The following is a 25,502-nucleotide window of genomic DNA, read 5'->3' as shown; positions in this document are numbered from 1 at the left end:
TGATTTTTCCTTGACTATGGGTTCGATCTAGTAATCAATGCCCGAATATCGGTAATCAACACTGAGAAATTAAGAGCTGCTGCAAAGCAGGATTATGAATTTGCCCCTCCGCTGCATATCGTTTCACCAGCTGAATCACGGACTGAATGGACGTTTCTACAACAAGATTGAATTGGACTTCCGTCTTGTTGCCAGCTATGTCGGTCACCGTGACGTGAATCCAATGCGGACCCAGCTTACCGGCCCAATCCAGCCATGCGCCTTCCGTATACGGATTTCCATCCACGGTAATAGAGCTGCTTGCCACTCCCGACAAACGATCCAGCTTTTGCAAAGTTATGGAATACGTGTTCCGGGTTTTCCTTCGCATCCTCCGCACCTACCCTTGCGGGCTAAGCACTATGCGTCTCCTATGTACTTCCCGCCACCTCGCGGCGTACTGGAGACTTTCACGCCTTAGTCGATTGCGCTGCCAAGCACACAAAAAGCAGGGTATGCAATCGTCACGATTGCATACCCTGCTAAACAAAATTCAAAATATTAGTTACCGGCTTTTGAGACATTATTTACCTATCGCTTTATCGTACACATCCGTATATTCCTTCCAGGCCTTATTCATCGCATCCACTACTTTTGGCAAACCGGCTTTATCCATTTGAGCTTTGTAATCGTCCCATTGTTTGTTAAATTCATCTAGCGATTTGGCATAAATGATTTTCGGCGATTCCTTCAGCCATATCGATTGTACCTTGGCATTCTCGCTCTTTATTTCATCCGGCACGGAAAGCGTTGCGACATAGCCGGGAATGAATTCTACTTTAGGCAGGAAATCCGCCCATAATTCCTTCCCATATTTGGAAAGTACCTCTTTCGTCATCTCGTCATAATTTTTATTTACGGAATCGCGCGTAACCGTGGCTGCGTAATCGCCATCTCCTAATTTGACGCCGGCGCTCATAGCGAATGTCGCTCCGACAAATGGGGTATACATTTCTTTCCAAACAATGTTGGGATCCGCATTCATCTGTGCCTGATAGTCCGCTTTTACTTGACGTTTGCCATTTACGACTTCATAATGCTTTCCTTCAATTCCCCAGTTGAGCAAGATTTGCCCTTCATCGGAGAACAAATAGTCGTAAAGCTGGATAACGCGTTCCGGATGCTTGGATTTGCTGGAAACAACCCAACTCCATCCGACTCTTGTAGGTGTAACCGAATTAATATGATTTTCTTTCATATTTTCCTCAAACGTAATCGGCAGCGGGGCAAACATTTTATCCAGTTTGCCGGAGGCACGGATCGTATTGTTGCTGCCAGGCAGAAACCAGGAAGGAAAAAAGCCGGCTAAGACGCGATTTTCCGCCAATTTCGTAACCGATGCGTCCTGAGTCATCGTGAAATATTCCGGGTCGAGCATACCGCTCATTTGCAGCTTGTTCAAAAATGCATAATATTTTTTATTGCTGTCCGATACGAGGTTACTGCTGACCACGCCGTTATCGACACGCAAGCCGATCCCACCGTTGCCGACCTCCTGATTTCCGGAAGCTGCGAGGGACGGGGCGTTCAAAATCATTTGCCCTTCATTTCCGCCTATCCCTGACCATGCAATCTGCGATTTGCCGTCGGCGGATGTCGGATGCGCCTTATAATATTTCTGCAATACGTCGAACAGCTGATCCAACGTTTTGATTTGCGGATAACCGGCTTCTTTCAATACATCATAACGAATTGCGAATGACCCTTGCGCGTTTGCAATCGTTTCTGAGACCGGATTTGGCGAGTAAATCGAATAAATATGTCCGTCCTTCGGATCTTTCAGTAAATTATAATATTTCCCGAATTGCTTCTTGATGTTCGGCCCGTATTTGTCGATCAAGCCTTCAAGTGGAATGATCGCCCCCGCCTGCGCATATTTGTCAAGCTGCGTCGTTTTTTGAATGACGAAGCCGTCTTCGGGATACCCTTTCGATGCCAGCCAAAGGTCGAACTTTTGGTTGCGGTCGCCGGTAACCGGATCTTTCACCACCATCGTGACTCCTGTTTTTTCCGCAATTTTCTTCCAGACCGGGTTGTCTTGAACAAAAGTGGAATACAAACCCGACAACTCAAGCGTAATCGGCGATTTGTCTACCGCAGGTGTCGCTGCTGCCGGAGCCGGGCTATTCGTCGGAGAAGCCGCCTCATTGTTATTCTTGGAGCACCCGATTACCCCGCTAATGGCAAGCATAGAGATGACCATCAAGCTTACTGCTTTTTTCATCTAAACACCCTTTCCATTGTTTTTGGATATATCAAAGGATGGATTCCGTTTGATATCAGCCTTTGATCGAGCCGAGAGTAAAGCCTTTAATAAAGTACCTTTGCATAAACGGATAAACGAACAGGATCGGAACCGTAACGATGATGATCAAAGCGGCCCGAATCGATTGCGGGGAAATGGTTTTCAGCAGTTGCTCGTCAATATTGCCGGATGCTTCCGCTTTCATGCCTTCAATCGACTGCGTCAATATTTTTTGCAGCTGAAACTGGAGTGTCGTCAAGCGATTGCTGTTATTGAACAAATAATTATCGAACCATGCGTTCCACTGTTGAACGGCAATAAACAGCGTAATGGTAGCCAGGACAGGCAAGCTGACAAACACGATAATCCGAAAAAGCACTTGAAAATCCGTCGCTCCGTCAATCTGTGCCGACTCGATCAACCCATCCGGCAGTTGTTCGATGTAGCTGCGGACGATAATGACATTAAATGCGCTGATAAGGGTTGGAAGAATATACACAAAGAACGTATTCATCAGATGTAAGTTCGAGATCAACAAGTAATACGGGATAATGCCGCCGTTGATATATATACTGACAACAAGAATCGTATTGATCGTCTTTCGAAGCACGAAGTTCCTTCGGCTGAGCGCATAAGCAACCATCGTCGTCATAAAAAGGGAAAGACTTGTACCGATAACAGTTCTGGATATGGAAACAAATGTCGCCTGAAGCAACGTCTTGTCTTGAAAAATGATTTGATAATTAAGCCAGGTGAACTTTCTAGGAAAAAAATAAATGCCCCCGCGCAATGCATCCGCGGATTCATTCAACGATATGGCGAGCAAGTTGACGAAAGGGTATAATGTAAGCGCTCCCAATACAATCAAAAATATGTAGTTGCAAATAACGAACAGCACGGAGCCAAAACCGACGCTGCCTCTCATCTATATCCTTCCTCTCTCAGATGACTCTGGACTGGCCCATTCGCTTCGAAATCGCATTGACAATCAGTACGAGCGTGACGCTGACGACCGATTTGAAAATGCTGATGGCGGCCCCGTAAGAATAATCGCCAAGCTTGAAAGCGTAATTCAGTGCATAAAGATCAAGCACCTGCGAGTACTCGATGGTCAGATTGTTGCCCAGCAGCATTTGCATTTCATATCCGCTGTTTATGAGCGACCCTGTTGCCAAGATTAGCAGGATCATCGCGGTGGGCATGATGCCTGGTATCGAAATATGCCACATTTTGGAAAATCGGCTTGCCCCGTCCACTTCCGCCGCCTCATACAATTCCGGACTTATTCCCGACAAAACCGCGAGATAAATAATACTGCTCCAGCCAACCTCTTTCCATAGCCCGACTAAAGTATTGATCACCCAATACCAGTTCCCTTTGGACAGATAGAAGATCGGCTCGTCGATAATACCCATCCAAATCAAGAGATCATTGAGCAATCCATGGTCTGGGGATAACATGACCGTCACGATACTGGCAACGACGACCATCGATACGAAGTGCGGCAAGTATGTAATCGTCTGGATTGTCCGTTTGAACAGCATCAAGCGCACTTCATTCAGCAGCAGCGCGAGACCGATAGCGCAAACGAAGCCGAAAATCAAACTCATGGCGCTCATCGCAAGCGTGTTGCGCAGCACCTGATAAAATTCATCGTCCTGAAATAATTTACGGAACTGATACAGCCCGACCCACGGACTATCGAGCAACCCCTTCACGATTGAATATTTCTTGAATGCCATCAGCCATCCCCAAAGCGGTCCATATGAGAACACAACCACGGAAACAAAAGGTAAAGCCATCAATAAAAGCTGTCGTTGCTTTTTCCACAGCGCCCATTTACTTTTTTGGAGCCCTGCTTGCTTGACTTTAGGATAGGCGCCGTACTCTTCTGAAATGCCGTGTTGAATTTCGATGTAGTTCACCCCGCTTATGTGATCCGTTCGATAGATTACTCATTCATTGTACCCAAGAGGGGCGGAAGCAGAAATGGATTAGATTCTTGAACACATGCACGATCTTGCGATTCATTCACAAACTGGAAATCCGGATACCCTTGGTGCAAATCCGTATGCGCCAAGCGATGCGAGAGGCGGGGCTTGCCGCACCCGCCCGCTCGATCGAGACATCGGCTTAATCAAATTCTCGCTATCAATAACCGCCAAAGATGACATTGTCGACATAAACGTCATCGCCAACCGGGACAGTTCCTCCGCTTGTAAATTTAATTCCGTTCAGCTTCTGTACGTTCGCCGGATTGGCATACATACCTGCCGTTCCTATCCAGGTATCGTTCACATAAACGTTAGCGGCCGTGCGATTGGCTTCCACTCGAATTTTGTTCCATGCGTTTAACGCAACGGTGTTCACGCCGGCAATTGGGACCCAAGCGGATCCATTGTAATAATGGACGCTTCCGTCCGAAAATACGCCCAAGTGATAGACCGATGCAGTGCCTGATGTAACCTGCCCCAAGATGTCGAACAGAAAACTGCTCGCAAGTGCAGCTGGGGATAACTGGAACTCCAAGACCTTACTGTCGGCTGCATCCCCGTACTTGCTTACCGCCGCTATGGCGGTTGCGGAATTGTCATTCAGGTGCAGCGACTTCGTACCGGCAAAAGCTCTGTCCGTCGAAACGAAGGCGGTCAGGCTCGCATCCTGATAGCCTGCTGGCACAGTACCGACCGTTCCGTTTTCAAACGTATCGGTCGTCGAGTTGAACTCCCGGAACGAAACGTCGTCTACATAGAAAGTGTCTCCCGTCGTCCCCGTTCCTCCGCTTGCAAACGTATAACCATCGAGCTTCAATACATTGGCAGCCGGCACGTAGGTAGTTATAGTCCCTTTCAGCAAATCATTGACATACAAGCTTGCAGTCGTCAATTTGGCATCGAGGCGAACTTTGCTCCATGTATTAAGCGGAATCGTACCCGCGGTTCCGGCAAGGAGGTTCCATGCAGATCCATTATGGTACGACAAGCTGCCGTCCGTGCCAACCAACAGATGATAAATCGTTGTGGTGCCTGACGTGACTTGGCCCAAGACGTCGAAGAGGATTCCGGTCGAGATGGCGCTTGGATTTACGTAGAACTCCAGCGTTTTGCTCAGCGTGGCGTCGCTAACGATTTTCGTCGCTCTTGCCATTGCATCCGTACTGTTGTCATCCAACCGCAGCGACCTTCTGCTTTCATAGCCGAAACCGGCCACCATCGCAAGCGACAAGTTCGTATAGCCTTGGGGCCCGAGCGAATCGTTCTCGAACGTATCGTCCGCCGAGTAGAGCTCGATTTCGTTTAATGCGCTGCCCGCTCCCGGGCTTGTGCTTTCGAATTTCACGTAGCGGGCGGTAATCGGTACGCCGAACGTCGTGTACTCCATAGCATAATGCGTTTTGTTGGTGAACGTTTTAACCGGATCGCCCCAGTGAACGTTGTCCTGCGAGAAATAGATGTTGGCCGATTCGGCATACCCGGTTTTCAGGCTGACCCCCAGATTGGAGAGCTTGTAGTTTTTCTGAAGATCGATCGTGAATGTAGCGGTACCTGCCGTATTGTCCTTGAACGCGCTGGCCCAATAATTCGTGCTGCCGTCGAATGCCGCTTCCACCCTGGCTTCCGGGTGCGCCGCGTCCGTCAGGTTCATATTGGTGGCGACGGAGATTTTCCCCTGCTCGTATTTCTTTTTCAAATCGATTTTATTGAGCGGATTCCGCACAATGTCGATCGTCTTTTTCCATATGCTGAACGGATTCGGACTTGGAAACGGGGTCAAATCATAGTTCCAGCTCGCGCCGGTGTCGCCGACCTGAATCAGGCGGTTTGTATCCAGGACGGCGATTCCCGTGTTGTCGCTGGACGTAGCCGTATAGGTCGTTGTCATATTCGTCCAGGTGGTTCCATTGCCGTCCTCGGACACCAATATTTTGTTGTCCGGACGTCCGTAGCTCAGCACGAGAATGCCGTTCGGCATCAGCAGGAGAGCGGGATCGACACTATAAATATTGCTGTCCGGTTGACCGGGAAGCTTGACCGGGGTCGACCAGTTAGCGCCGTTGTCGTTGGAGCGGCTTTGGTAGAGCGGATATCTGGTGTTGCCGACCCGCATGACTGCAAGCAACGTACCGTCGGCGCAGCGGACGATGCTCGTTTCATCGAAGCCTTCAAACGCTGTGTCAGTCGTAACGTACAAATTCGGATTATAGGCTATGGTCGTAATAATATTCCAATTCACTCCGCCGTCCGTCGACTTGGCCAGAACGGAGCGGCTTTTCGTATCGCCTACATACTTGCCGTACAACGGCGCCAGCAACGAACCGTCATTCAGCTCAATGATTCCCCTGTGGAATTTCAGCCAATCAATTTGACTGCCCGAAGTCACAGTGCCTGTTAGCGGCACTACCCCGTCCGGCTGCTCCCAATTAACGCCGTCATTAGTGGAAGTGAAATACGTTGACGTCACTTGATACGGGTTGCCGGATACCGGAAAGGTATCGAATCGGACTGAGACAATGGAGCCATCCCGCTTCTTGATCATGTTCATGGTTTGGAGATCCTGGATAACGGTGGGAAACGTTTGTCCGCCGTCCGTCGAAACCCGGACTGCGTCAATGGACGGTCCCTGGGGAGGATCGGTATTCCTGGCGAAGGAAACGAAAACCTTCTTGACAATTTTGCCGTTTACGAGCGAATCGATCGAGTAGGCGTGAGGGAAGCTGCGAACTTGATTCCCGGTAGCTTGCTCGATTGTTGTCGCGCTGCTCGCATTGACGCTCAACACTTCACCTGAAGCGCTTACATAAGATGCAAACAATAAAGACGAGAGCAGCAGCGAAAGCCAAGCAAGAAATCCTTTTTTGTTCATTTCTACACGTTCCTTTCAATATGATTTATTGTGCCGATCTTTGCTGCACACCTCTGGAAGAACGAATCACCTCCTGCAGCTGAACTGCCTTGACGGCTAAGTAATCTGATCCGCCAAAGTTAATTCTATTTTAATTCATCAAAAAATCATTTAAATGAACGAGATTACTTTTCTCATACATGATCTTGCAAAAATGAAAAAAAGCCCCTGTAACCCAGGAGCTTGGAACTTGTTTGAGCCTGCTTCGAAAAAAAACGGGGAGCTCAGTGTGCTTCCCCGACGAGCGCCGTGCCGCATGGACCGGCATTGTCATTGCCTTCCCGCGATACTCTCTCGCCAGTGCGGGTATATAAATCCATATTAATGTGACGGCCAATTTTGAGTGTCGATTCCCCCACATAGTGGCAAATAAACGACCGGCGAAACCGATCGGAGGTTGCGTTCGGAAACGACCCGTGGATAGTGCTTCCATTGAAAAACAATACATCGCCCGGTTGCATAGTTACTGCAACAATAACCGCTCCTTCAGGGAGATCCACTTCTTCGTTGACAAAAGATTTCGTCAAATCAGCCTCATGCGGGCATTGAATTTCCAGCGTATTCGTTCTCGGAACGACGACCAACCCCCCGTTGCTTTCGTCGGTAGCATCGAGCGCCACCCAAGCGGCAATACAGGTTCCCGGCTCTACCCGCAAATAGTAGTTATCCTGATGCAGCGCCTGGCCTCGCGCTCCCGGAGGCTTGAAGTACATCATGCTTTGTGCGGCCAGCGGCTCTTCGCCAAATAAACCGCCGAGCACATGCATCACCCTTGGATGCAGCATATATTTATGCGCAACGGCGCTTTTGCGATGCGGATATAAAATACGGGGATACATGATGAGCGGATCGACTTGAGCGCCTGGAACCGAATTGATTTGTCCTTGAGGCCGCATCTGTTCATTCAGTCCCATCATTTCCTGCAGCAATTCCTCGACTTCTTCTTGACGAAGCAGCTGTCTGGCAACGAGATAACCTTCTCGCGCAAACTTTTCCTGTTCTTCCAATGATAGCTTCTTTACCGTCTGTTCATCCATCTTTCCAGTACCACCTTTCCCTCTGTTAAGTCAATTGTAGCTTAGTGAAATATGGCCGGGAATGGATTGGTTTCTTGGTTCCATGCATTATCTTGCAAATTATCTGAAATGGGCTTTTACCGCAGTCCGACCTTCGTGCTATAATCGGTTTGAACTTTCCGGATGAAAGATGGATTTGCTGATGAACCATTTTGAATTAGTCTCTATGCCGCCTGCAGATACGATCGGCAAGCTGCCGGATTATTTTTTCCCGCCTTATATAACGCTTGCCCACATGTTCCACGCTCCGAGGGGATGGTTGGTTCGCGACCGGGAATTGACTCAGTTCGTGCTGCAATATGTAGTTGACGGCTTTGCCTATTATCCGGTTGCCGGCCGGCATTACGAGACGCGGCGCGGGGATTTGTTGTTCCATCGTCCGCATGAGCGTCACTCTATCCTCCCAGTGGACGAGGTTCCTTATGTATGCATCTCTATTGTGTTTCATTTCGGTATGCAGCCGTTCCCTTATGACGATCTGTTCCGCGGAAATCATTTGCTCGGCAACTATGCCGACCATCCGGTCGATAAAATGCTCGCTCAGCTTGTCAGCCATTATCGCCAACCCGGACTCCTTCATCAAATCCTCTGCCAAGGGCTGCTGATGCAAATTTTTGCCGAAGCGGCGCGGTGGAACGAGAATGATGACGCCCGGTCGAGCAGCCATTCGCTCAATATTCCCAAGCTGGTGCTTGTAAAGAATTATCTTCATGACCATTTCAACCGCGACGTCCAAATCAAGGAGCTGGAGCAAGTGTCGGGTCTCAGCAGGAATTACCTCCTCGCTCTATTCCGCAAGCATGTAGGCATGTCGCCAAAGCAGTACTTGACGCGGCTTCGCGTCAACAAGGCGAAGGAGCTGGCCATTCAAAGCAACTATACCGTCAGCGAAATTGCCGAACGCGTCGGTTATTCGGACGTGCAGACCTTTGGCCGAATGTTCAAGAAAAAAACCGGGCAAACCTTAACCCAGTTTTGTTCCAATCTGGTTTATTCCTAGCTGATGATTCGCATCCGGTCATGTTTTATCGCACTTGATCGTGATGCAGGTTTCGCCTCTCTTGGCGGAACAATCGATCCGATATACGTTGTTAACGGTTCCGTCATCAAGCTTTTCAACACTAACCCGCTTACGGTCGATGCTTGCGCGAATCGGCTGCCGCACAGAAACGAACAAGAAGACCCCCCCGTCCCGAAGCCTGACCTTCACCGTACCATTGCTTTGGCGAACTTCCAGAACGGCATGACAGGCGACCAGTTTATCCATGAGACCGATCGCCGTAAAATCGCCGGTATCAGGCACCATAAGGAACAGCTTCGTTTCTTTTGAAGCAAGCCTTACCGTCATACGCTCATCGGCAGTCATGCGGCGCACCGTTTTCGCCAAGGCGTCGAATAGAAAAAACGATTGTCCGGCAAGATCGGGAATATCGACGGGCCCGACATCGCCTTCCACTATCTCCTCTCCATCATAAATGTGAAACGCGGCGATCACTCCGCTCCCGCCCGCCTTGTTCCATATTTTTAACGGCAAAGGCGTTTGCACCGGGTTGACGGTCAGACAGTCCTCCGTCGGCTGGCCGACCCCGTCGCATCGGATAATGCGCCCGTCATGGTAGATCAACGGGCGAACGAGATCGGGTTTCGTCTTTCCCGGTCCGTCGCTGAAGTAGAGCGGTCCGCCGCTCACGGCGCGCAGCACCGCATGCTGTGCAGAATCGTGATGTTCGGTCCAGAACATATCCCAATCACACCAATAGAAGGGCCCATGATAAAACGAGTTATACGCATTTTGCAGCGCATGCTCGCCGAAGCCGTTCGCCAGCTTGGGAAGAAAATCGTTGCTGCTGCGGGATACGGATGTGACGCTGCGATTCCACACATTTTCGGTTGCCATGCCCATGCAATTGATCGCGCTTCCTCCAAAATGCAGGGCAATTGACGCTTCCAGCCCGCCATGAACGGATTCGGCCGATTTAACGATCGATTGATCGCCGCCAATGTAGCCATGAAGCGAGCTTTGATTGTCCACCTTGACAAAATCGATCCCTTGCCGCTTCAGTCGGGAATGCCATTCCCGCCAAAAGGCGAAGCTTTTCCCTGCGTCGGGATCCGGAACCAGCAGGCCCTTCCGCGTCCTATGCAAATACTGGCCGTATTCCTTGTTAATGACGCTGTCCGGATCGATCCCGTTCCAGTATCCGGCAATATTTTGCCATGCGCCGACCCAGCGAACGCCGCATTCTTGCTTCAAACGGCGGACGGTTTGCCCCAAATCTCCGGGAAATTTGTCCGGGTCGGCCGCGAACGAACAAAGCTTTTTATCACGCGCGTCCGACCAGCCGTCATCGATCATGACCCAGAGCACCGGCAGTTCCATTGCTTTGAACTCCGCAACCTTCCTCGTTACTGCCTCTTCGTTGATGTCGCTGTAGAAGGCGTCCCAACTGCACCACCCCAAGTATTCCATGATCTCGGGATAAGCTTTCTCCGCTCGAGGCGTCCCGCCGCTCTCGCGTATGTTATAACCTTCCCGAACGGCATCGGCAGCCAGCCGATACGGATTCTCGTCCGCTCCAAGCACGAAGGCACAAGTGCGGATGCGCTCGTGACCCGCCTCAAGAGCGGAGACAAGAATGGACATTCCCTGATCCGTTCCGGCCAAATCCGTTCGGTACTTTCCATTGCACAAGGGGAGAAGGTAGCCGTATCCGCCGTCCGTTTTCCATAACAATGCTTGCGTTCGGGACGGGAGCTTGCGGATATCCAGTTCGAAATGGGGGCGCGTCCACCATTCCTTGTGCCTGGCAATCGCCATCAGCCCGCGTAGTCCTTCGATTCCTCCGATCGTCAGGCGGATCCCGGCTTCAGCCGCAAAATTGCGCTGCGTGTGATAGGCGGATAAGTTACGGATCTGTGCATCGACAGATACGGTCAATAAGCGGCCCGAGCCCGACATTCGCAGCTCGGCTCCGATATCACCGCTTTCATCTTCATAATGCAACCGGTATTCGACGATAGCCTCCGCAAGCGGGGTCACTTCCGTCGTTTTCAGCTTAAGCGCAATTTCACCTTCGACGTCGATAACCGCTGTGACTGCAAGACCGCGAAGAGAAACTGCCGGCGTACCCTGATACTGTATAGACGCTGTAGCCTTATGGAACAAGAACACATCAATGCTCTCCTTTGAAATTGGATTGGGTCAACCTGCCAATTTCATACGGCTTTCGTTTTCTCGAAGAAATGTTCCGGCGACCTTGGACCGCGATACCAACCGTTGGCATAGCACCGCAGATTTGTCGTGGCACCGCCCGCCTAACAATTTGTAAAGCGGCTGATTCACCGCCTTTCCCATAATATCCCAGAAAGCCGTTTCGATGGCGGCAAGCGCCGAGCCTTGAATTTGCCCACCGTCCGAATACACATCGCGAAGTAGTTTCAACCCGATCGTTTCCACATCGAACGGACTCGTCCCGATAACCAAATGCTTCAACTCGTGAATGGCCGCTTCCACGGTTTTGGCAAATCCGTTTAACGTCCCTTCCCCGAGCCCGATGATCCCTTCGTCGGTATCCATCTGAACGAACAACCAATTTTTCCACGGATTTCCTAGAATATAAGTTCGAATATCGGTAATCTTCATTTCGTTTCCACCCTTTCGCAAAGTTCTTGAAAAGAGCCGAGATCCCGGAAAGTCTGGATGGACGCCCCTTCGTCCTTCGAATGAAATCGAGAGATACACTTACTGGTTCATGACATATGCTTAAACTGCGGAAGCCAATCCTCGTTTGCTTTGAACATGTCATCCACCATTTGTTTGATCTCATGCAAGCTTAGAACCGCGGATGTCAGAGGATCATGGCAGATGGCATGAAATATTTTGCGCGGATCGCCTGACAGGGATCCTTCCACGGCGAGCTGCTCGCATTGGGCGTTAATTCCGTTCAGAATGGCCAGCTGAGGCGGAAGTGTTCCGACATGGTTCGGCTCCAGACCGCTCTTCGAGGCTAATATCGGCACTTCGACGCAGGAGTCCTCCGGCAGGTTTTCGATATAGCCGCGATTCAGAATATTTCCGTTAAATTTGAACATCGTACCGTCGCCGAGTATCGCGTTAAAGATGTCCGCCGCATACTCGTGTCCCCGGCTAATATCGATCGATTCCCGATCAAGCCATTTCAGAATTTCGTCCTTCCACGTATCCTTTCTTTCCAAATAATGATTTAAAATAAAAGCATGTTTTCCGGGGTTCCAGCTTGTGCCGATATCGCAATATTTTTGCAATAAATCGGGTCTTTTTCGAAACCAGGCGTTATATTCGGAATTGTGGCCGCTCGATTCCGTCACATAGTAATCGAGATGCAAAAACATTTCGTTCCGGACGGGCTCCTCGTTGTAAACTTCCTTACGGGACAATATGGCGTCGCGGATTAACGGGACGGCATCCTTGCCTTTCCACTTGTACTCGAGGAACCAGGCCTGATGATTGATACCGCCGCATAAATAAGTGATTTCATTCATCGGCGCGCCGATCCAGCCGGCCAGCATTTTGGCTGTGCCCTGCACGCTGTGGCATAAACCCGTTACATTAACATTGGTATAGCTCTGCATCGCTCCGCACAAAATCGTCATCGGGTTCGTGTAATTTAAAAAGACCGCATCCGGGCAATACCTTTCAATATCCCGGCAAATATCCAGCATAACGGGGATAGTTCGGAGCGCTCTGAATATGCCCGCCGGTCCCCTGGTATCACCGACGTTAATATCGACCCCGTATTTCATCGGAATTTCAATATCATGCCGCCATACGTCCACACTCCCGGAAAGGATGGTGCAAATGACACCGTCTGCATGCAGAAGCGCCTCTTTTCGGTCTTGTGTTGCGATTACCTTGGCAGGGTATTTGCCGGCCTCAACGATTTTGTCCACCGCCTGCTTGATAAATGATAGCCGTTCGGCGTCAATATCCATCAGCGCAATAGTACTGTCTGCAAATGCGGGAAACGATAAAATGTCACAAACCAATTTCCTTGTAAAAGCGAAACTGCCCGCGCCGATAAATGCAAATTTTGTCATATTGGAAACCTCCTAGTTTATCATAGCCCCTCGGCATTCGCGGTTGCTGCATAAGACTTTTTGAACTGCCCCGATCCCCCAGCGGAAAGGCGATCCGGTGTTGCGTCCGTCTTTGTAAACATCGTTGTATCGTCTGTCTATCATCGAACATTCCCTCACAATCGCTGTTAGTCTCTGGACGGCCCTTCATTTCGTGTGAGCTACCGTCGCCAAAACATTTGGTGCGGGTAGCGGAACGTATCCGGCTTGCGCACGCTGGAGACGGCATGGGCGCCTGTCGGACGATACTCGAACGACGTTTCATGCTGAGCGTAAGGCGCCTGCTTCCGTCGCTCGATGCATTCCAGCAGCACCTGCTGCTTGAACGGCAAATATTCGAGCGTGTGCGGGCCCCACTGGGCTTCGACCTCTCCCGGACGGAACTCGTAATAGATGGTGCGGCGAAGCGGATTGCCGTCGCCGTCCGGCGAGCCATGCAGCACGAGAGTATTATGGAAGATGACGTCTCCCGACTTCATCGGCACCGGAGTGGCATCCGACGTATCGAACCTCGGACGGCGGCAACGCTCGAGAGCTTCCTCCTGTGTCCACAAATTGCTGCCGGGGATGACCCACAGGCATGTTTTCAGATCGGCGTCGTCCAAATAAAAATCGACGTTGAAAATCGGGCGAGGATCGGTGCAGCCGTTAATGACTCCACCGTCGCGATGCCACGGCACGATAATGCCCTCGTTCGGCGCTTTCAGCACCATCGAATCCCACGTCGGAATGAAATTGTTGCCCTGCAGCTTCTCGACGGAACGCAAAATAAACGGATGACCGAGCAGTACCTTCATCGGATCGCTTTTGTCAATGACGTATTCGATCCGTCTGATCACTTTCTGACCGGTTTTGACGCCTGTGCCGTACGCGTAATCCGGGTCGTCTTCTACGCCCGCCACTCCTTTATCGTACTGCTTCGTCATTTCGTCCTGCACCAGCCTCAGTTCCTCGCCGACAAGCACGTTGCGGATGACGAGAAACCCGTTGTCGAGAAAAAACTGCGCTTGCTCGTCGGTCAGGCATGCCTGCTTAAGCGCATCCACATCCGGCATTTTTACGTTTTGCACTGCCATTTGATCAGCTCTCCCCAACGCATCATTTTTGCAAATCGGCCGATTTCAGCTTTAGTATAAGAGAAGCGTATGCGAAAGTAAGTAGCTTAAAGTAACAATGATGTTTCCGATTTCACTTTTCTGCCAAGCCTATAAGCGTTCCCTGTTGATCTCATGCAAGCTCGAGTGCTGCATGTCCAGGAATGAATACTACTTCGGGCAAGAAGTCAAACTCATACACAATCTTGCAATGCATTACGAGAATGATATTGACGGTCGCAAAAGAGTAGCGCTAAAATTTTTTAAGGGGGGGGATAGACAAGATGAACGATTATTTACACCGTTTCGAGAAAGAGACGGAGTCGCCGCTGCACGGCGTTTTGCTGGCCAGCCAGTTCCAAAGGGGATATGGATACTGTGGGCATCGATCCGCGGGAACCAAAGATTGGCTTCTCATTTATACCATTTCGGGTGAAGGGGAGTTTCGGGTTACAAAGGAGGTCATAACTTGCCGAGCAGGCGACGTCGTGATTCTTTCTCCCGGCATTCCGCATCATTATGCTTCAGCCAAAGACAGCCTTTGGGAGATTCAGTGGGTACATTTCGTTCCGCTGCCGGAATGGAACGAGTGGCTTCACTTGCCTAGAACGGCTGAAAAATTGATCAACCTCCATGTGAAAGACAACCAAACGAGGCAAAGAATACAGGTCGCCTTTCAAAAACTGATTTATGACAGCACTCATAAAGAAATGATGCACCACCAATTGGCGATGAACGCATTGTCCGAAATACTGATCCTGCTTTATCGCGAACACTTGATCATGTACGTCCCTGCTGTGGATGAAAGAATTGATCGGGTCGTGAAATACATTGCCGAAAAATTGCACGAGCAGCATTCGTTGGAGCAGCTCTCCAATCAGTTCGGATTGTCCGTCTCTCATCTATGCCATCTGTACAAGGAGCAGCTTGGTGAAACCGTCATGGGCTCCTTGCTTCGAATGCGTCTCGAGAAGGCGGCGAAGCTTCTGGAATTATCCGGGCGTCAGGTGAAGGATATCAGCTATGAAGTCGGCTTCGAGTCCCCCTATTACTTCTCCAGACAGTTCACATCCCGCTACGGAATGAGTCCGACCGCATATCGCGAAAAAGTGCTTAGACTGCCCCTGTGTCAGAATAGTTGTCGTACCCCTCATCAGGAATTATAGTGTGGAACTAAGAGGCTGAGGTGGAGAACGATGGCTAGAAATAGGGACGGACTCAAGCAAAAGGTATTGGTACGGATTTCATTCCTGTACCGCCCGATTGAATCCTTTAACGATTAGCCATATAGCCAAAACCAATTGTTGAAAGGCTATTGGAATGTTCAACATCATGTAAGTTGCATCCAGACCGATGAAGCGAATCATAAATAATAAGCTTGCCAATATGGACAATGTAGATCCAATAAGACCCCAAACAGACAACCAACGCGGAACTAGTTTTGTTTGGTAAAATATGCAGTTAAACAAGAGCATAGCCAAAACAAATGCCAGTGTGATGGCCACATGGTTCGCCAAATCACGTGCTGCCTGTAACAATCCACCTATGGTCTGAAAATACGATACATCCAGAGTTCCAAATTTTTCAAATTCGTAACTTAATGTCAATAGCAACAGAAGAATGATTACCCCAATAATAATGAATACACCCGCAATAGTGCCGAAAGCAACTGATCCAAGAGCTAAACCTTTATTATGCTTACTTAAAATCGGATACATCGAAATCGGAATACCAACGTATGCAACAACCATTAACAACTGAAAACATGCTCCTATTAGTACCTGATTTTCATTTGTAGAAGCCTTGACAAGGTAGTCTGCTCCATCTATAACAGGAACAACACTAAATATACCTGCAACCATCCCGGCTATTAATAACACTCCAGTAATTACTGCAGACCTTCTACCGTTTGATGGCATATTTAACCTCCCCTGTAATACCTACCTTTTGTAATAAAATAGCAGGAAAAGGGAAGATAAAATAGCTACTTTAGTATGGTTAGGCCAAAAGCCGACTGTTGTAGCGATGACACCATTCCATCGTTGAACGGGCATCAAACGACACAAACCCATCTCCGGTTATGCCGAAGATGGGTTTGATTCATTGTGTTATCATCAGTGCCGACGATATCGATTAACTAAGATTAAGATTTACTCTTTCTTCCATAAACGAAATATAACGTGATACTGGACATGATCATCAAAACTACGGAATAGACCAAGGTTAAGGCTTTCGTATCTGCCAAAGCCTGCGCATCCGTACTGTTCTTAATCACAATACCAAGCGGCTGGTACAGCGGATGATAGAGGAATACGGCCAAATCGTAATCCGCCAAAATTCCGTTGAAATTCAACGCAAGAACCGCAAGCGTTGAGGGAAGTATGATGGGTAGCAATACCTTCCTGAACGTATGGAAGGACTTGGCGCCCAAATTTTTCGCCGCATCCTCCAGGTTGCTGTCTAAGCTGAAGAAGGACGCTTTCACCATTCGCAGGGTGAACGGAATGTGGACGATCACATAGGCCAGAAACAGCATCCAGACCGTTCCCACTAAAATGGAGTTCCAAATGATCAGTCTTGGTGTGTTAAAGGTGACGATAAGCCCGATTGCGATTAAAGTGGAAGGCAGCATCCAAGGAATCAGCAGCGCATACTCCAAGGCAAAGGTCCATTTATTCTTAAACTTATGCAAAATTCGAGACGCGGCCAAAGCCAGAGCTACAACGGTTATCGATGCGGCAGCGGCATACAGAATACTCACAAGGTAAGGCTTGAACGCCGACATTTTGGAAAACACTTGAATGTAATTGCTCAAGGAGAAGCTATTCGAGTCCAGCGTTGCTGTAGATATGCTGTGTGCATCCGTGAATGAAAAGACCACAATAAGAACGACCGGAATGAGATAAAGGAGAAACAGGAAGTACGCCAGAACATGTGCGCCAATATTGCCAAGCTTATTGTTGATCTTCTGCTTGACCAGTTCCGACTTTACCTTGGAAACGGACATGAAGTTGCCTTTCCGTTCAAACCGGATCATGATGGTCAACAGAATTAAAGTAGCGAGACCGAGAATGAGCGCCAGCAGTGCAGCCAGGTCTCTTGATGCCACACTGTTCGAGAAGGTTAGAATCATCGGCGTGATCGTCTGGAACTCTCTTCCGCCCAAGATCAAGGGAGCGGACGTTGCGGCGAGACCGGTCAGAAAGATCAGAATCGTGAGAGCAAACATCGTAGGCTTCAAAACCGGAAGAACAACCCGCCATAAAATGTAAAAGGTAGAAGCCCCCATATTTTTCGCCGCTTCTACGGTTTGAAAATCGATTTTCCGAATCGCATTGCTGAGAAACAGGACATGGTTGGACGTACAGGCAAAGGTCATGACGAATAGTACGGCCCAGTAGCCATGAAACCAGGTCGTGTCAAAGGACGGAAACAGACTGGCGAGAAGCTTGGTCATGAAACCGTTCTCCCCATATACGAATTTATAGCCGGACACTAGTACGACGCCGCTATAGATTAGGGTAGAGCAATAGCCAAGCCTTAATACCTTTGCACCCTTGATATCAAAATATTCCGAGATCAATACTAGCGTAACGCCAACAATGTTGACCGTAAATACAAGGGATATGGCTAGAATGAAGCTGTTATACAAGCTTCTCATGGCTCGTTCGGATGACAATAGCTTCTCGGCCGCCTCGAATGAAAATTTGCCGCCCTTAAAAAAAATTTCATAATAAATGTTAATGTTCGGATAGATCAGGAATGCAACAACGAACCAGGCAATCAGAGCGTAAAAAAGCAAGGCAGTCGGATTAAAAGAGGCTATCGTTTTTTTCCATTTCTCTGCGTTCAACACATGTCCTCCTTCCCTTAGTACTGCAGAATATCTTTGCTTTGAATATAGACAGTAATCTCGTCACCGACTTGATTGGGAGCAAGCCCGCTTTCCTTCTCTATGGTCTTCAGCAGCCCTCCGCCGGAAACCTCGATTACATATTTGCTATACAGTCCATAAAACTCCTGATCGACAATCCTCCCCTTCAGTTGCACGGCATGTTGATCCGGCAAGGGAAGCAGGCTCACCTTTTCGTTGCGGATATAGGCTACTTTGTTTGGATCTATATATTCCTTCAATCGACTATTTTGAATGATCCGCGGATCGATCTTGTTGATATCGCCTATGAAGTTGCAAACAAATTCCGTCTGGGATTGGTTATAGACTTCTTGCGGGGTGCCGACTTGCTCTACGATTCCATTGTTGAACACGGCAATCCGATCCGACAACGTTAACGCTTCCTCCTGATCGTGAGTGACATAGATCGTCGTGATCCCGAACTTCTTCTGAAGGTTCTTCAGCTCATTGCGCAGTTGTACCCTAAGCTTGGCGTCCAAGTTGGATAAAGGCTCATCCAGCGCCAGAATACTCGGTTTCAGCACCAGCGCTCTGGCAATCGCTACCCGCTGCTGTTGGCCGCCGGACAGCTCTGACACTTTTTTGAAAAGCTGTTCCTCCTTCAGATCCACCTTCTGGGCGATGTCCCTCACTTCCCGGTCTACTTCGGCCTTCGAAGCCTTCTTGACTCGCATGCCAAAGGCGATATTCTCATAAACATTCATTGTCGGGAACAATGCATAGCTTTGAAACACCATGCTGATGCCTCTTTTTTCGATAGGCACATGGGTAATATCCCGGTCGCTCAGCTTGATTTGACCGCTCGTCGGAGTAATAAATCCAACGAGGCTGCGAAGAATCGTCGTTTTCCCGCAACCTGACGGACCCAGAAAGGTGAAAAACTCCCCTTCCTTGATTTGCAGATTGAGGTTTTGGATCGCATGGAAATGACCGAATTTAATTTGAATATCTCGAAATGTAATCATATATCCCCCATACCCCTATATCCCTATTTAAAATCGTATAGAACAACTGCATATTGGAGCCACCAATATGCAGTGTTTTTCATTTCCTATTGCTTATTTCATGATCTGCAATTCGATTTTCTCTACCCATTTGCCAATATTGTTAGCAACGAAGCCCCAATCCAGCGGCTGTGCTTTCAAATTGGAATACAAGGCCTTCACGGACTCATTGGCTTTGGCAGCTGCTTTCGTATTGGCAGGCATGGAATTAAACTTGGCCGCAAATTCGCCTTGAACGTCGGCCGTACCCATCCATTCGACGAACCGCTCTGCGCTGGCCATCTTCTTGGTCCCTTTCACAATCGCCGCATGCTCTACAATCATCGGTACGCCGATTTGTGGAGTTACGATTCCTGCCTTCACTTTATACTGCTCTTCCTTCTTGCCGAGTGTACCGGAAACTACCGTGCCAAGAGGCGTTTTTCCGCTTGCCAGGTTCGCGTAGAAGTCTTCGCCTTCAACGGCTCTCACTCCGTTGTCGAACAATTGCTTCACTTCATTCCAGCCTTCCTTGGAGATGCCTAGCTCCCCCTTCGGATCCTGGTGGCGGGTCAAAATTCCTGCCACGACGAGTTGAGGCGTAATTTGTCCAAGAAGGGTAGGAGCCTCATATTTGCCTTTGAATGCCGGATTTTTATAAAGGTCCGTCCAATCCTTCGGCGCCGTTTCGGGTGTATAATTTTTCGGATTATAGCCTAGCAGAATCGCTTGCTTCACAAGTCCGTGATAGTAGCCCTCCGGATCGTTCAAGCCCGGCTCCACTTCTCCAGCCCATTTCGGAACATATTTGGTCAACACGTTTTCCTTCTTCAGGTTTTCATAGAGCATATTGTTCAAGCCGAACACTACGTCTGCAATCGGATTGTTCTTCTCGGCAATCAACCGGTTTGTTAAATTGGCCCCGCCTGCTCCGACGAGCTCAATCTCGAAGCCGGCGCTTTTCGCTTTCTCGATGAGCCATTCGCCGCGACCGTCGGAATTCGCATTCGTATAAACAATCAGCTTCTCATTCTTCACCGGTACATTCGTTGCCGGCGCAGTTGCGGACGGCGTATTGGCCGGCGCGGGAGACCCTGTGGCATTTCCGTTCGTCTTGCCGCCACCGCAAGCGGTTACCGTGAGACACAGGATCGAAAGCAACGTGGTACCTACCATTTTTTTTAACATACTTTTTGACACTCCTTTTGGTTAGATGTGAACAATCATGCCGTCATAAGCCGCAACAATCCCGGCAGGTTTGAAGATTTCCTCAAATTCGTCGTGAAGCAGCTTGGAGTTATGGCTAAAATGCGTGGCGACGATGAGCCCTTCCTCTTTCAATATGTTCTCTTTCCGAAACTCGCGCTGAGCCTCCAGGATGGTCTCAATACACATATGATTGCGGTCGCGGGATTTTCCCGTATATCCATGTGTACAGTCGAGAATCGCACAGTCCAGCTCTTTACCCTTTAACCAGGCCCAGGTAGCTTCCGGAAACCACCCGGAATCATGTCCGTACAGCAGCTTTTTGCCTCCCTTCTCGATTGCGTACAACAAGCAAGTTTCCATGCGGTCATGATCCGCTAGCAGCGGCGTAACCCGTGCGTCACCCACATGGATCGTCTCGAAGGGGCGCAGCAGATGGAAGGCATAACGCTCACCTGCAAAGCGGCCTATCGCGACTCGCGTATGGTGCATCACGGCATCATTGCCGTAGATATGCATCGGATGCTGAAGGTTGTGAGCAATTCCTATCCTCCGGCATTCCAAGTCATAGGCATTAAAATGATCGGAGTGCGTGTGAGTGACAAGCAGGTGCTCGATTGTGGTGAAATCAATGTTGTCGCGAAGCGCCTGCATATACGAATCGGGTGAATAGTCGAATTTAATCACGTTGTCAATGATGGCGGAGCTTCGGGTTCGTATGTTTTTCCCTCCAAGCTCTCTTGCTTTCAGACAATGCTCACAGCGGCAAAATGCATTCGGAAATCCCTCCGCAGCCGCGGTTCCTAGAAAATGAATTTTCATATAAAACTCCTCTTGTCAAACCTAGAGAACCGATTTTCTCTCTATGATCGTCGTTTGAATTTTGATGGTTACCGGTTTCTCAAGAGAATGGTTAACCCGCTTCATAAGAAGATTAAAAGCCGAATGGGCAAGCTGTTCCGTATCCTGTCTGACGGTTGTAAGGGGAATCGGAGTTAAAGCGGCTAATTGAATATCGGAGAACCCAACGATAGAAAGCTGATCAGGGACGGAAATCCCCATGCGCAGGGCCGTATATAAGGTTGAAATGGCCACATGATCATCCCCGCCCATAAGGGCTGTGAGCTGGGGATTTTCCTTAATAAACTGTTCCTGCTCAGGGTCGCTCTCGTTAAACTTGCTTGGATCGCAGGCTACGCTTCGAAAATGAATGGATTCGACCTTCACGGGAATCGCATGATCGAGCAGCGCCTGAATATAGCCTTGATACCGCTCTTCTCTACTGGTAATATTTTCGATCGCATTCGAAGTATATCCGATTTCCCGGTGGCCCTTTTCGATCAAATACTTGGTCATCTGGTAAGAACCCAGGTAGTGATCGTGATATACGCAATCAATCTGAACCTCACGGAAGATCCGGTCGATAATCACAATCGGAAATTGCTGTAATTTCAATCTCAGCACCTGATCACTGCATGTCTTGCGTCCTTGGGGAAATAAAACGATGCCGTCAATCCTCCCTTCAACAAGCCTCTGCAGGCAGTTATCCTCATCCTCTTTATTCTTGCTGATTTTCAAAAGAAGATCGCAATCGTGCTTTCGTACTTCCGACTCGGCTGCTGCAATAATTCTTGAAGTGTAATCGGAAAGATGGGGCACGATAAGGGCTATCTGCCTGCGAGGCTTGTCCGCTACCGGAGCCGGGGCTCTTTGGGGCGGAGGCCCTCCGTCATCCGGCACACGGTCCTGCTGTCCGGATAGGAAGGTTCCCCTTCTCGGCAAACGATAGACCACACCTTGCTCTGCCAGCCGTTCCAGTGCCAGCTTACTGGTCATCCGGCTTACGCCGAACAGCTTCGCAAGCTCTCCTTCTGAAGGGACGGGGTCATGCGGTTGAAGCCTGCGGCTCTGGATGATGTCTTTGACTTTATCCGCAATCTGCATATACAATTGCTGACTAGGTTTTTTGGATGCGCGTACATTTTTCATCTAAGGTCATCCTTCGTTTTATTTAATCAATGCCTGCGTAGGATTCAGAGCATTCCTTGCAAGGAACTATCACCTGAGATGTGATCTAAAACGAGCTTAATTTATGTCACTGACATAATCAATGATATATAAATTAATATTTTGTAAATCCAGGTAGTGTAATTGTTTCCTTGGCAGGATATCAATGTTGATATATCAATACATACCAACAGATATGTGACATCTATTAAAAGTTTTGTACGTTGTATACAAATTAAAAAGGACCTGCCGCCACGACAGGCCCCTACAATTCTTTCCCTCAACGCTTCGCCTTATAAAACTCGTGGTACAGCTTCATCAGCGCCCGCTTCTCGATCCGGGATACGTACGAGCGGCTAATGCCGAGCTCCTTGGCAATCTCCCGCTGCGTCCGCTCTTCCCCGCCGTGCTCCAGGCCGAACCGGCCGACGACGACCTCCTTCTCGCGCTCGTCCAAAATGTCGAGGTTTTTATAAATCTTGGACTTCTCTATTTTCAACTGCACCTTATCGACGACATCGTCGGCTTCCGTGCCGAGGATATCGATAAGCGTAATTTCGTTGCCTTCCTTGTCCGTTCCGATCGGGTCGTGAAGGGATACGTCTTTGCGCGTTTTCTTGAGCGAACGGAGATGCATTAGTATCTCATTCTCGATACAGCGGGCGGCGAAGGTGGCTAGCTTCGTACCCTTATCCGGGGAGAACGACTCGATCGCCTTGATGAGGCCGATCGTGCCGATGGAGATGAGATCCTCCAGATCCTCGCCGGTGTTGTCGAACTTCTTGACGATGTGGGCCACGAGCCGCAGGTTGTGCTCGATCAGCAAGTTTCGGGACGTCTGGTCGCCTGCGGCCATGCGGCGCAAATGTTTCTCCTCGTCTTCCTCGGCCAATGGCTGCGGGAACGCGTTGTTCTTGACATAGGAGACGAGCAGCAGCAATTCCTTGATAAATAGAGCAAACGCAGTGAAAAAACCAGGCACCCATCATCACCCCAGCAAACAGTGTTACTTAAAGTGTATGTGGGCGAATAACCCGGCGTGCCTGTACGGGCGGAATAAACATCGGTCTGACCAGGTGCTTGGCTTGGCAGGACCGACTAACTCTCCCTCCCCGCCCCTACGGTAGCGAGCTGTGGAGCGGGACTGCTCGCAGCAGCCGCGAGCCCTAGCTCCACCGGCTGCTGCTGGGCATACAGCTCGCGGTAGCAGCCGCCCCGCTGCAGCAGCTCCCCGTGGGTGCCGCTCTCGACGATCCGGCCGTGCTGCAGCACGAAGATGCGGTCGGCGTGAATCACCGTCGAGAGCCGGTGAGCGATCATGATGACCGTCTGGTCCGGGTTGTGCGCCTGGATCGAGGCTTGTACGAGCCGCTCGCTCTCATTGTCTAGCGCACTCGTCGCCTCGTCGAGCAGCAGGATCGCCGGCCGGCGCAAGAACACACGCGCGAGCGCGATCCGCTGCTTCTGCCCGCCCGACAGCTTGACCCCGCGCTCGCCGATCTCCGTGTCGTAGCCGTGCGGCAGGGCGAGGATGAACTCGTGAGCGTAAGCCAGCTTGGCGGCACGCACGATCTCGTCCTCCGTCGCTTCCGGCTTCGCCAGCCGAATGTTGTCCCGCACGGAAGAGCTGTACAGGAAATTATCCTGCGTGACGATGCCCATCCGGCTCCGCAGACTCGCCAGGGAGTAGTCCCGGATGTTCACCTCGTCGATCAGCACCTCCCCAGCAGTCGCATCGTACATGCGGGTCAGCAGATGCAGAATCGTACTCTTGCCGCCGCCGCTCGCGCCTACGAACGCATACGTCTTGCCGCGCTCGATCGTGAACGACAGCTCCCGAATGACCTTGTCTTGCCCGTCATAAGCGAAGGACACGCGGTTGAACCGGATGGCCGTCCGGAACGCATCGAGTTCGAGAGGACGCTCCGCTTCACGGATATCGCTCGGGATGCCGAAAAAGTCGAACACCCGGCGCAGCGCCACATTGCCCTCGGCGATAGACGGCATCGCTTGGACGAGAGCGGCGACTGGACTTCTCATGCGGTCCACGTAGGCGAAGAACGCGACAAGGCTGCCGATCGTCAAGCTGCTGTCTATGACGTATAAGCAACCGACGAACACGACAATCAAAGGCGTCATGTCGCTCAACCCGTTCACCGAAGCCAAGGAGATCGAATGAATACGCGCCTGGCGATCGGTGAATCGCTCGTAGCGGTCGAGATGCCGCTCCAGCTCTTCCCGGTCCCGCTTCTCGGTAGCGAACAGCTTGGCGAGCACCGTGCCTTGAATTTTCTCGTACAGGAAGCCGCTCAGCGTGGAGCGGTATTGCATCAAGTCCTTCGAAGCGACCTTGTACTTCCGGGACAACCAGTGGGCGATCGCGAACTGAAGACCGACGAGCAGCACCGAGAGCAGAGTGAGCTTCGTGTTAAGCGTGAACATCGTCCCGATGACGAACAGGAGGACGATCAGTTCAATCCAGACGTTGGCGAATACCGCCGTCATGAAGCCCTTCGTTTTCTCAATATCCTCGAAGAACCGGGTGCCGATCTCCCCGCTTTTGTGATTCGAGAAATATTTGGCGTCCAGGGCATGAATCTTGCGGAACGTATCTTGGCGCAAATGTTTGATAATGTTGTTGTTGGCTTTCTGCATGCACGATTGCCGCACATATTCCATCGGGGAGCGGAGCAGTACGAAGGTGCTGAGCGAGACGGCGGCGAGGAGCAGCACCTGCTGCGTCTTCTCCCCTGCCGTCAGCGCCCCGTTCTGAAGCAAGTCGTCGAGCAAAAATTTCACCACGAGCGGGACGGTGAGGGGGATCAGAAATCGGAACAAGCTGCCGACGAATCCCCATACATAGCGCTTCTTCTCCTTGGCCGCATAAGCTAGGAACATTCGAATCACTTTCATGGGAGCTCT

At 50.0% G+C, this 25,502-nt stretch carries 20 protein-coding genes; 2 read left to right on the top strand and 18 right to left on the bottom strand.

What is annotated here, in order from left to right:
- Positions 1–55: 55 nt before the first annotated feature.
- The 6 genes from ACI5FR_RS16270 to ACI5FR_RS16245 form a co-directional block, all read right to left on the bottom strand.
- On the bottom strand, positions 56–370 hold the full coding sequence (locus tag ACI5FR_RS16270) for a hypothetical protein (protein WP_405456070.1): 315 nt from the start codon (positions 368–370) through the stop codon (positions 56–58).
- Positions 371–562: 192 nt separating this feature from the next.
- Positions 563–2,263 (bottom strand): extracellular solute-binding protein, encoded by a 1,701-nt coding sequence (locus ACI5FR_RS16265; protein ID WP_405456068.1) that lies wholly within the window; start codon positions 2,261–2,263, stop codon positions 563–565.
- 55 nt (positions 2,264–2,318) lie between these two features.
- Positions 2,319–2,936: a carbohydrate ABC transporter permease gene (locus tag ACI5FR_RS16260; protein WP_405456066.1), complete on the bottom strand. Its 618-nt coding sequence runs from the start codon at positions 2,934–2,936 to the stop codon at positions 2,319–2,321.
- 289 nt (positions 2,937–3,225) lie between these two features.
- A complete protein-coding gene (locus tag ACI5FR_RS16255) occupies positions 3,226–4,209 on the bottom strand; it encodes an ABC transporter permease (protein WP_405456064.1) in 984 nt (327 codons plus the stop codon).
- A 226-nt stretch (positions 4,210–4,435) separates the two neighbouring features.
- Positions 4,436–7,147, bottom strand: coding sequence for a discoidin domain-containing protein (locus ACI5FR_RS16250; RefSeq protein WP_405456062.1), 2,712 nt, complete (start codon positions 7,145–7,147; stop codon positions 4,436–4,438).
- A gap of 263 nt (positions 7,148–7,410) precedes the next feature.
- The gene (locus ACI5FR_RS16245) at positions 7,411–8,223 is read right to left on the bottom strand and encodes a phytanoyl-CoA dioxygenase family protein (protein ID WP_405456060.1); all 813 of its coding nucleotides are present in this window, start codon (positions 8,221–8,223) and stop codon (positions 7,411–7,413) included.
- Between the two features lie 181 nt (positions 8,224–8,404).
- Here ACI5FR_RS16245 and ACI5FR_RS16240 point away from each other — a divergent pair, with 181 nt between their 5' ends.
- A complete protein-coding gene (locus ACI5FR_RS16240; protein ID WP_405456058.1) occupies positions 8,405–9,262 on the top strand; it encodes a helix-turn-helix domain-containing protein in 858 nt (285 codons plus the stop codon).
- An 18-nt stretch (positions 9,263–9,280) separates the two neighbouring features.
- Here the strand turns inward: ACI5FR_RS16240 and ACI5FR_RS16235 are convergent, their stop codons facing one another.
- The 4 genes from ACI5FR_RS16235 to ACI5FR_RS16220 all read right to left on the bottom strand — a co-directional run bounded on the left by ACI5FR_RS16235 (position 9,281) and on the right by ACI5FR_RS16220 (position 14,453).
- Positions 9,281–11,434, bottom strand: coding sequence for a Sip1-related alpha-galactosidase (locus ACI5FR_RS16235; RefSeq protein WP_405456057.1), 2,154 nt, complete (start codon positions 11,432–11,434; stop codon positions 9,281–9,283).
- A gap of 30 nt (positions 11,435–11,464) precedes the next feature.
- Complete coding sequence (locus ACI5FR_RS16230; protein ID WP_405456055.1) at positions 11,465–11,905, bottom strand: enolase-like domain-containing protein; 441 nt, start codon at positions 11,903–11,905, stop codon at positions 11,465–11,467.
- 107 nt (positions 11,906–12,012) lie between these two features.
- Positions 12,013–13,338 carry an alpha-galactosidase gene (melA, locus tag ACI5FR_RS16225; protein WP_405456053.1) on the bottom strand — a complete coding sequence of 442 codons (1,326 nt, stop codon included), beginning with the start codon at positions 13,336–13,338 and terminating at the stop codon, positions 12,013–12,015.
- 200 nt (positions 13,339–13,538) lie between these two features.
- A complete protein-coding gene (locus ACI5FR_RS16220) occupies positions 13,539–14,453 on the bottom strand; it encodes a phytanoyl-CoA dioxygenase family protein (protein WP_405456050.1) in 915 nt (304 codons plus the stop codon).
- A 302-nt stretch (positions 14,454–14,755) separates the two neighbouring features.
- Between ACI5FR_RS16220 and ACI5FR_RS16215 the strand changes: the two genes are divergently transcribed.
- The gene (locus tag ACI5FR_RS16215) at positions 14,756–15,637 is read left to right on the top strand and encodes a helix-turn-helix domain-containing protein (protein ID WP_405456048.1); all 882 of its coding nucleotides are present in this window, start codon (positions 14,756–14,758) and stop codon (positions 15,635–15,637) included.
- Between the two features lie 78 nt (positions 15,638–15,715).
- Here the strand turns inward: ACI5FR_RS16215 and ACI5FR_RS16210 are convergent, their stop codons facing one another.
- The 8 genes from ACI5FR_RS16210 to ACI5FR_RS16175 form a co-directional block, all read right to left on the bottom strand.
- Positions 15,716–16,390 (bottom strand): DUF4386 domain-containing protein, encoded by a 675-nt coding sequence (locus ACI5FR_RS16210; RefSeq protein WP_405456046.1) that lies wholly within the window; start codon positions 16,388–16,390, stop codon positions 15,716–15,718.
- Positions 16,391–16,614: 224 nt separating this feature from the next.
- Positions 16,615–18,324, bottom strand: a complete 1,710-nt coding sequence (locus ACI5FR_RS16205; protein ID WP_405456044.1) for an ABC transporter permease — start codon at positions 18,322–18,324, stop codon at positions 16,615–16,617.
- 17 nt (positions 18,325–18,341) lie between these two features.
- Positions 18,342–19,349 carry an ABC transporter ATP-binding protein gene (locus ACI5FR_RS16200; protein ID WP_405456042.1) on the bottom strand — a complete coding sequence of 336 codons (1,008 nt, stop codon included), beginning with the start codon at positions 19,347–19,349 and terminating at the stop codon, positions 18,342–18,344.
- A gap of 93 nt (positions 19,350–19,442) precedes the next feature.
- On the bottom strand, positions 19,443–20,555 hold the full coding sequence (locus ACI5FR_RS16195) for an extracellular solute-binding protein (protein ID WP_405456041.1): 1,113 nt from the start codon (positions 20,553–20,555) through the stop codon (positions 19,443–19,445).
- A 21-nt stretch (positions 20,556–20,576) separates the two neighbouring features.
- Positions 20,577–21,395 carry an MBL fold metallo-hydrolase gene (locus ACI5FR_RS16190; RefSeq protein WP_405456039.1) on the bottom strand — a complete coding sequence of 273 codons (819 nt, stop codon included), beginning with the start codon at positions 21,393–21,395 and terminating at the stop codon, positions 20,577–20,579.
- Positions 21,396–21,416: 21 nt separating this feature from the next.
- Positions 21,417–22,562 carry a GntR family transcriptional regulator gene (locus ACI5FR_RS16185; RefSeq protein WP_405456037.1) on the bottom strand — a complete coding sequence of 382 codons (1,146 nt, stop codon included), beginning with the start codon at positions 22,560–22,562 and terminating at the stop codon, positions 21,417–21,419.
- 298 nt (positions 22,563–22,860) lie between these two features.
- Positions 22,861–23,562, bottom strand: a complete 702-nt coding sequence (gene sigK / locus ACI5FR_RS16180) for an RNA polymerase sporulation sigma factor SigK (RefSeq protein ID WP_405456035.1) — start codon at positions 23,560–23,562, stop codon at positions 22,861–22,863.
- Positions 23,563–23,678: 116 nt separating this feature from the next.
- Complete coding sequence (locus ACI5FR_RS16175) at positions 23,679–25,493, bottom strand: ABC transporter ATP-binding protein (RefSeq protein WP_405456032.1); 1,815 nt, start codon at positions 25,491–25,493, stop codon at positions 23,679–23,681.
- Between the last annotated feature and the right edge of the window lie 9 nt (positions 25,494–25,502).

Source organism: Paenibacillus sp. HJGM_3, assembly GCF_045062745.1.
Lineage (GTDB): Bacteria > Bacillota > Bacilli > Paenibacillales > NBRC-103111 > Paenibacillus_AA.
The sequence above is the reverse complement of the archived record's forward strand: the minus strand, read 5'-3'. Positions and strand labels throughout refer to the sequence as shown.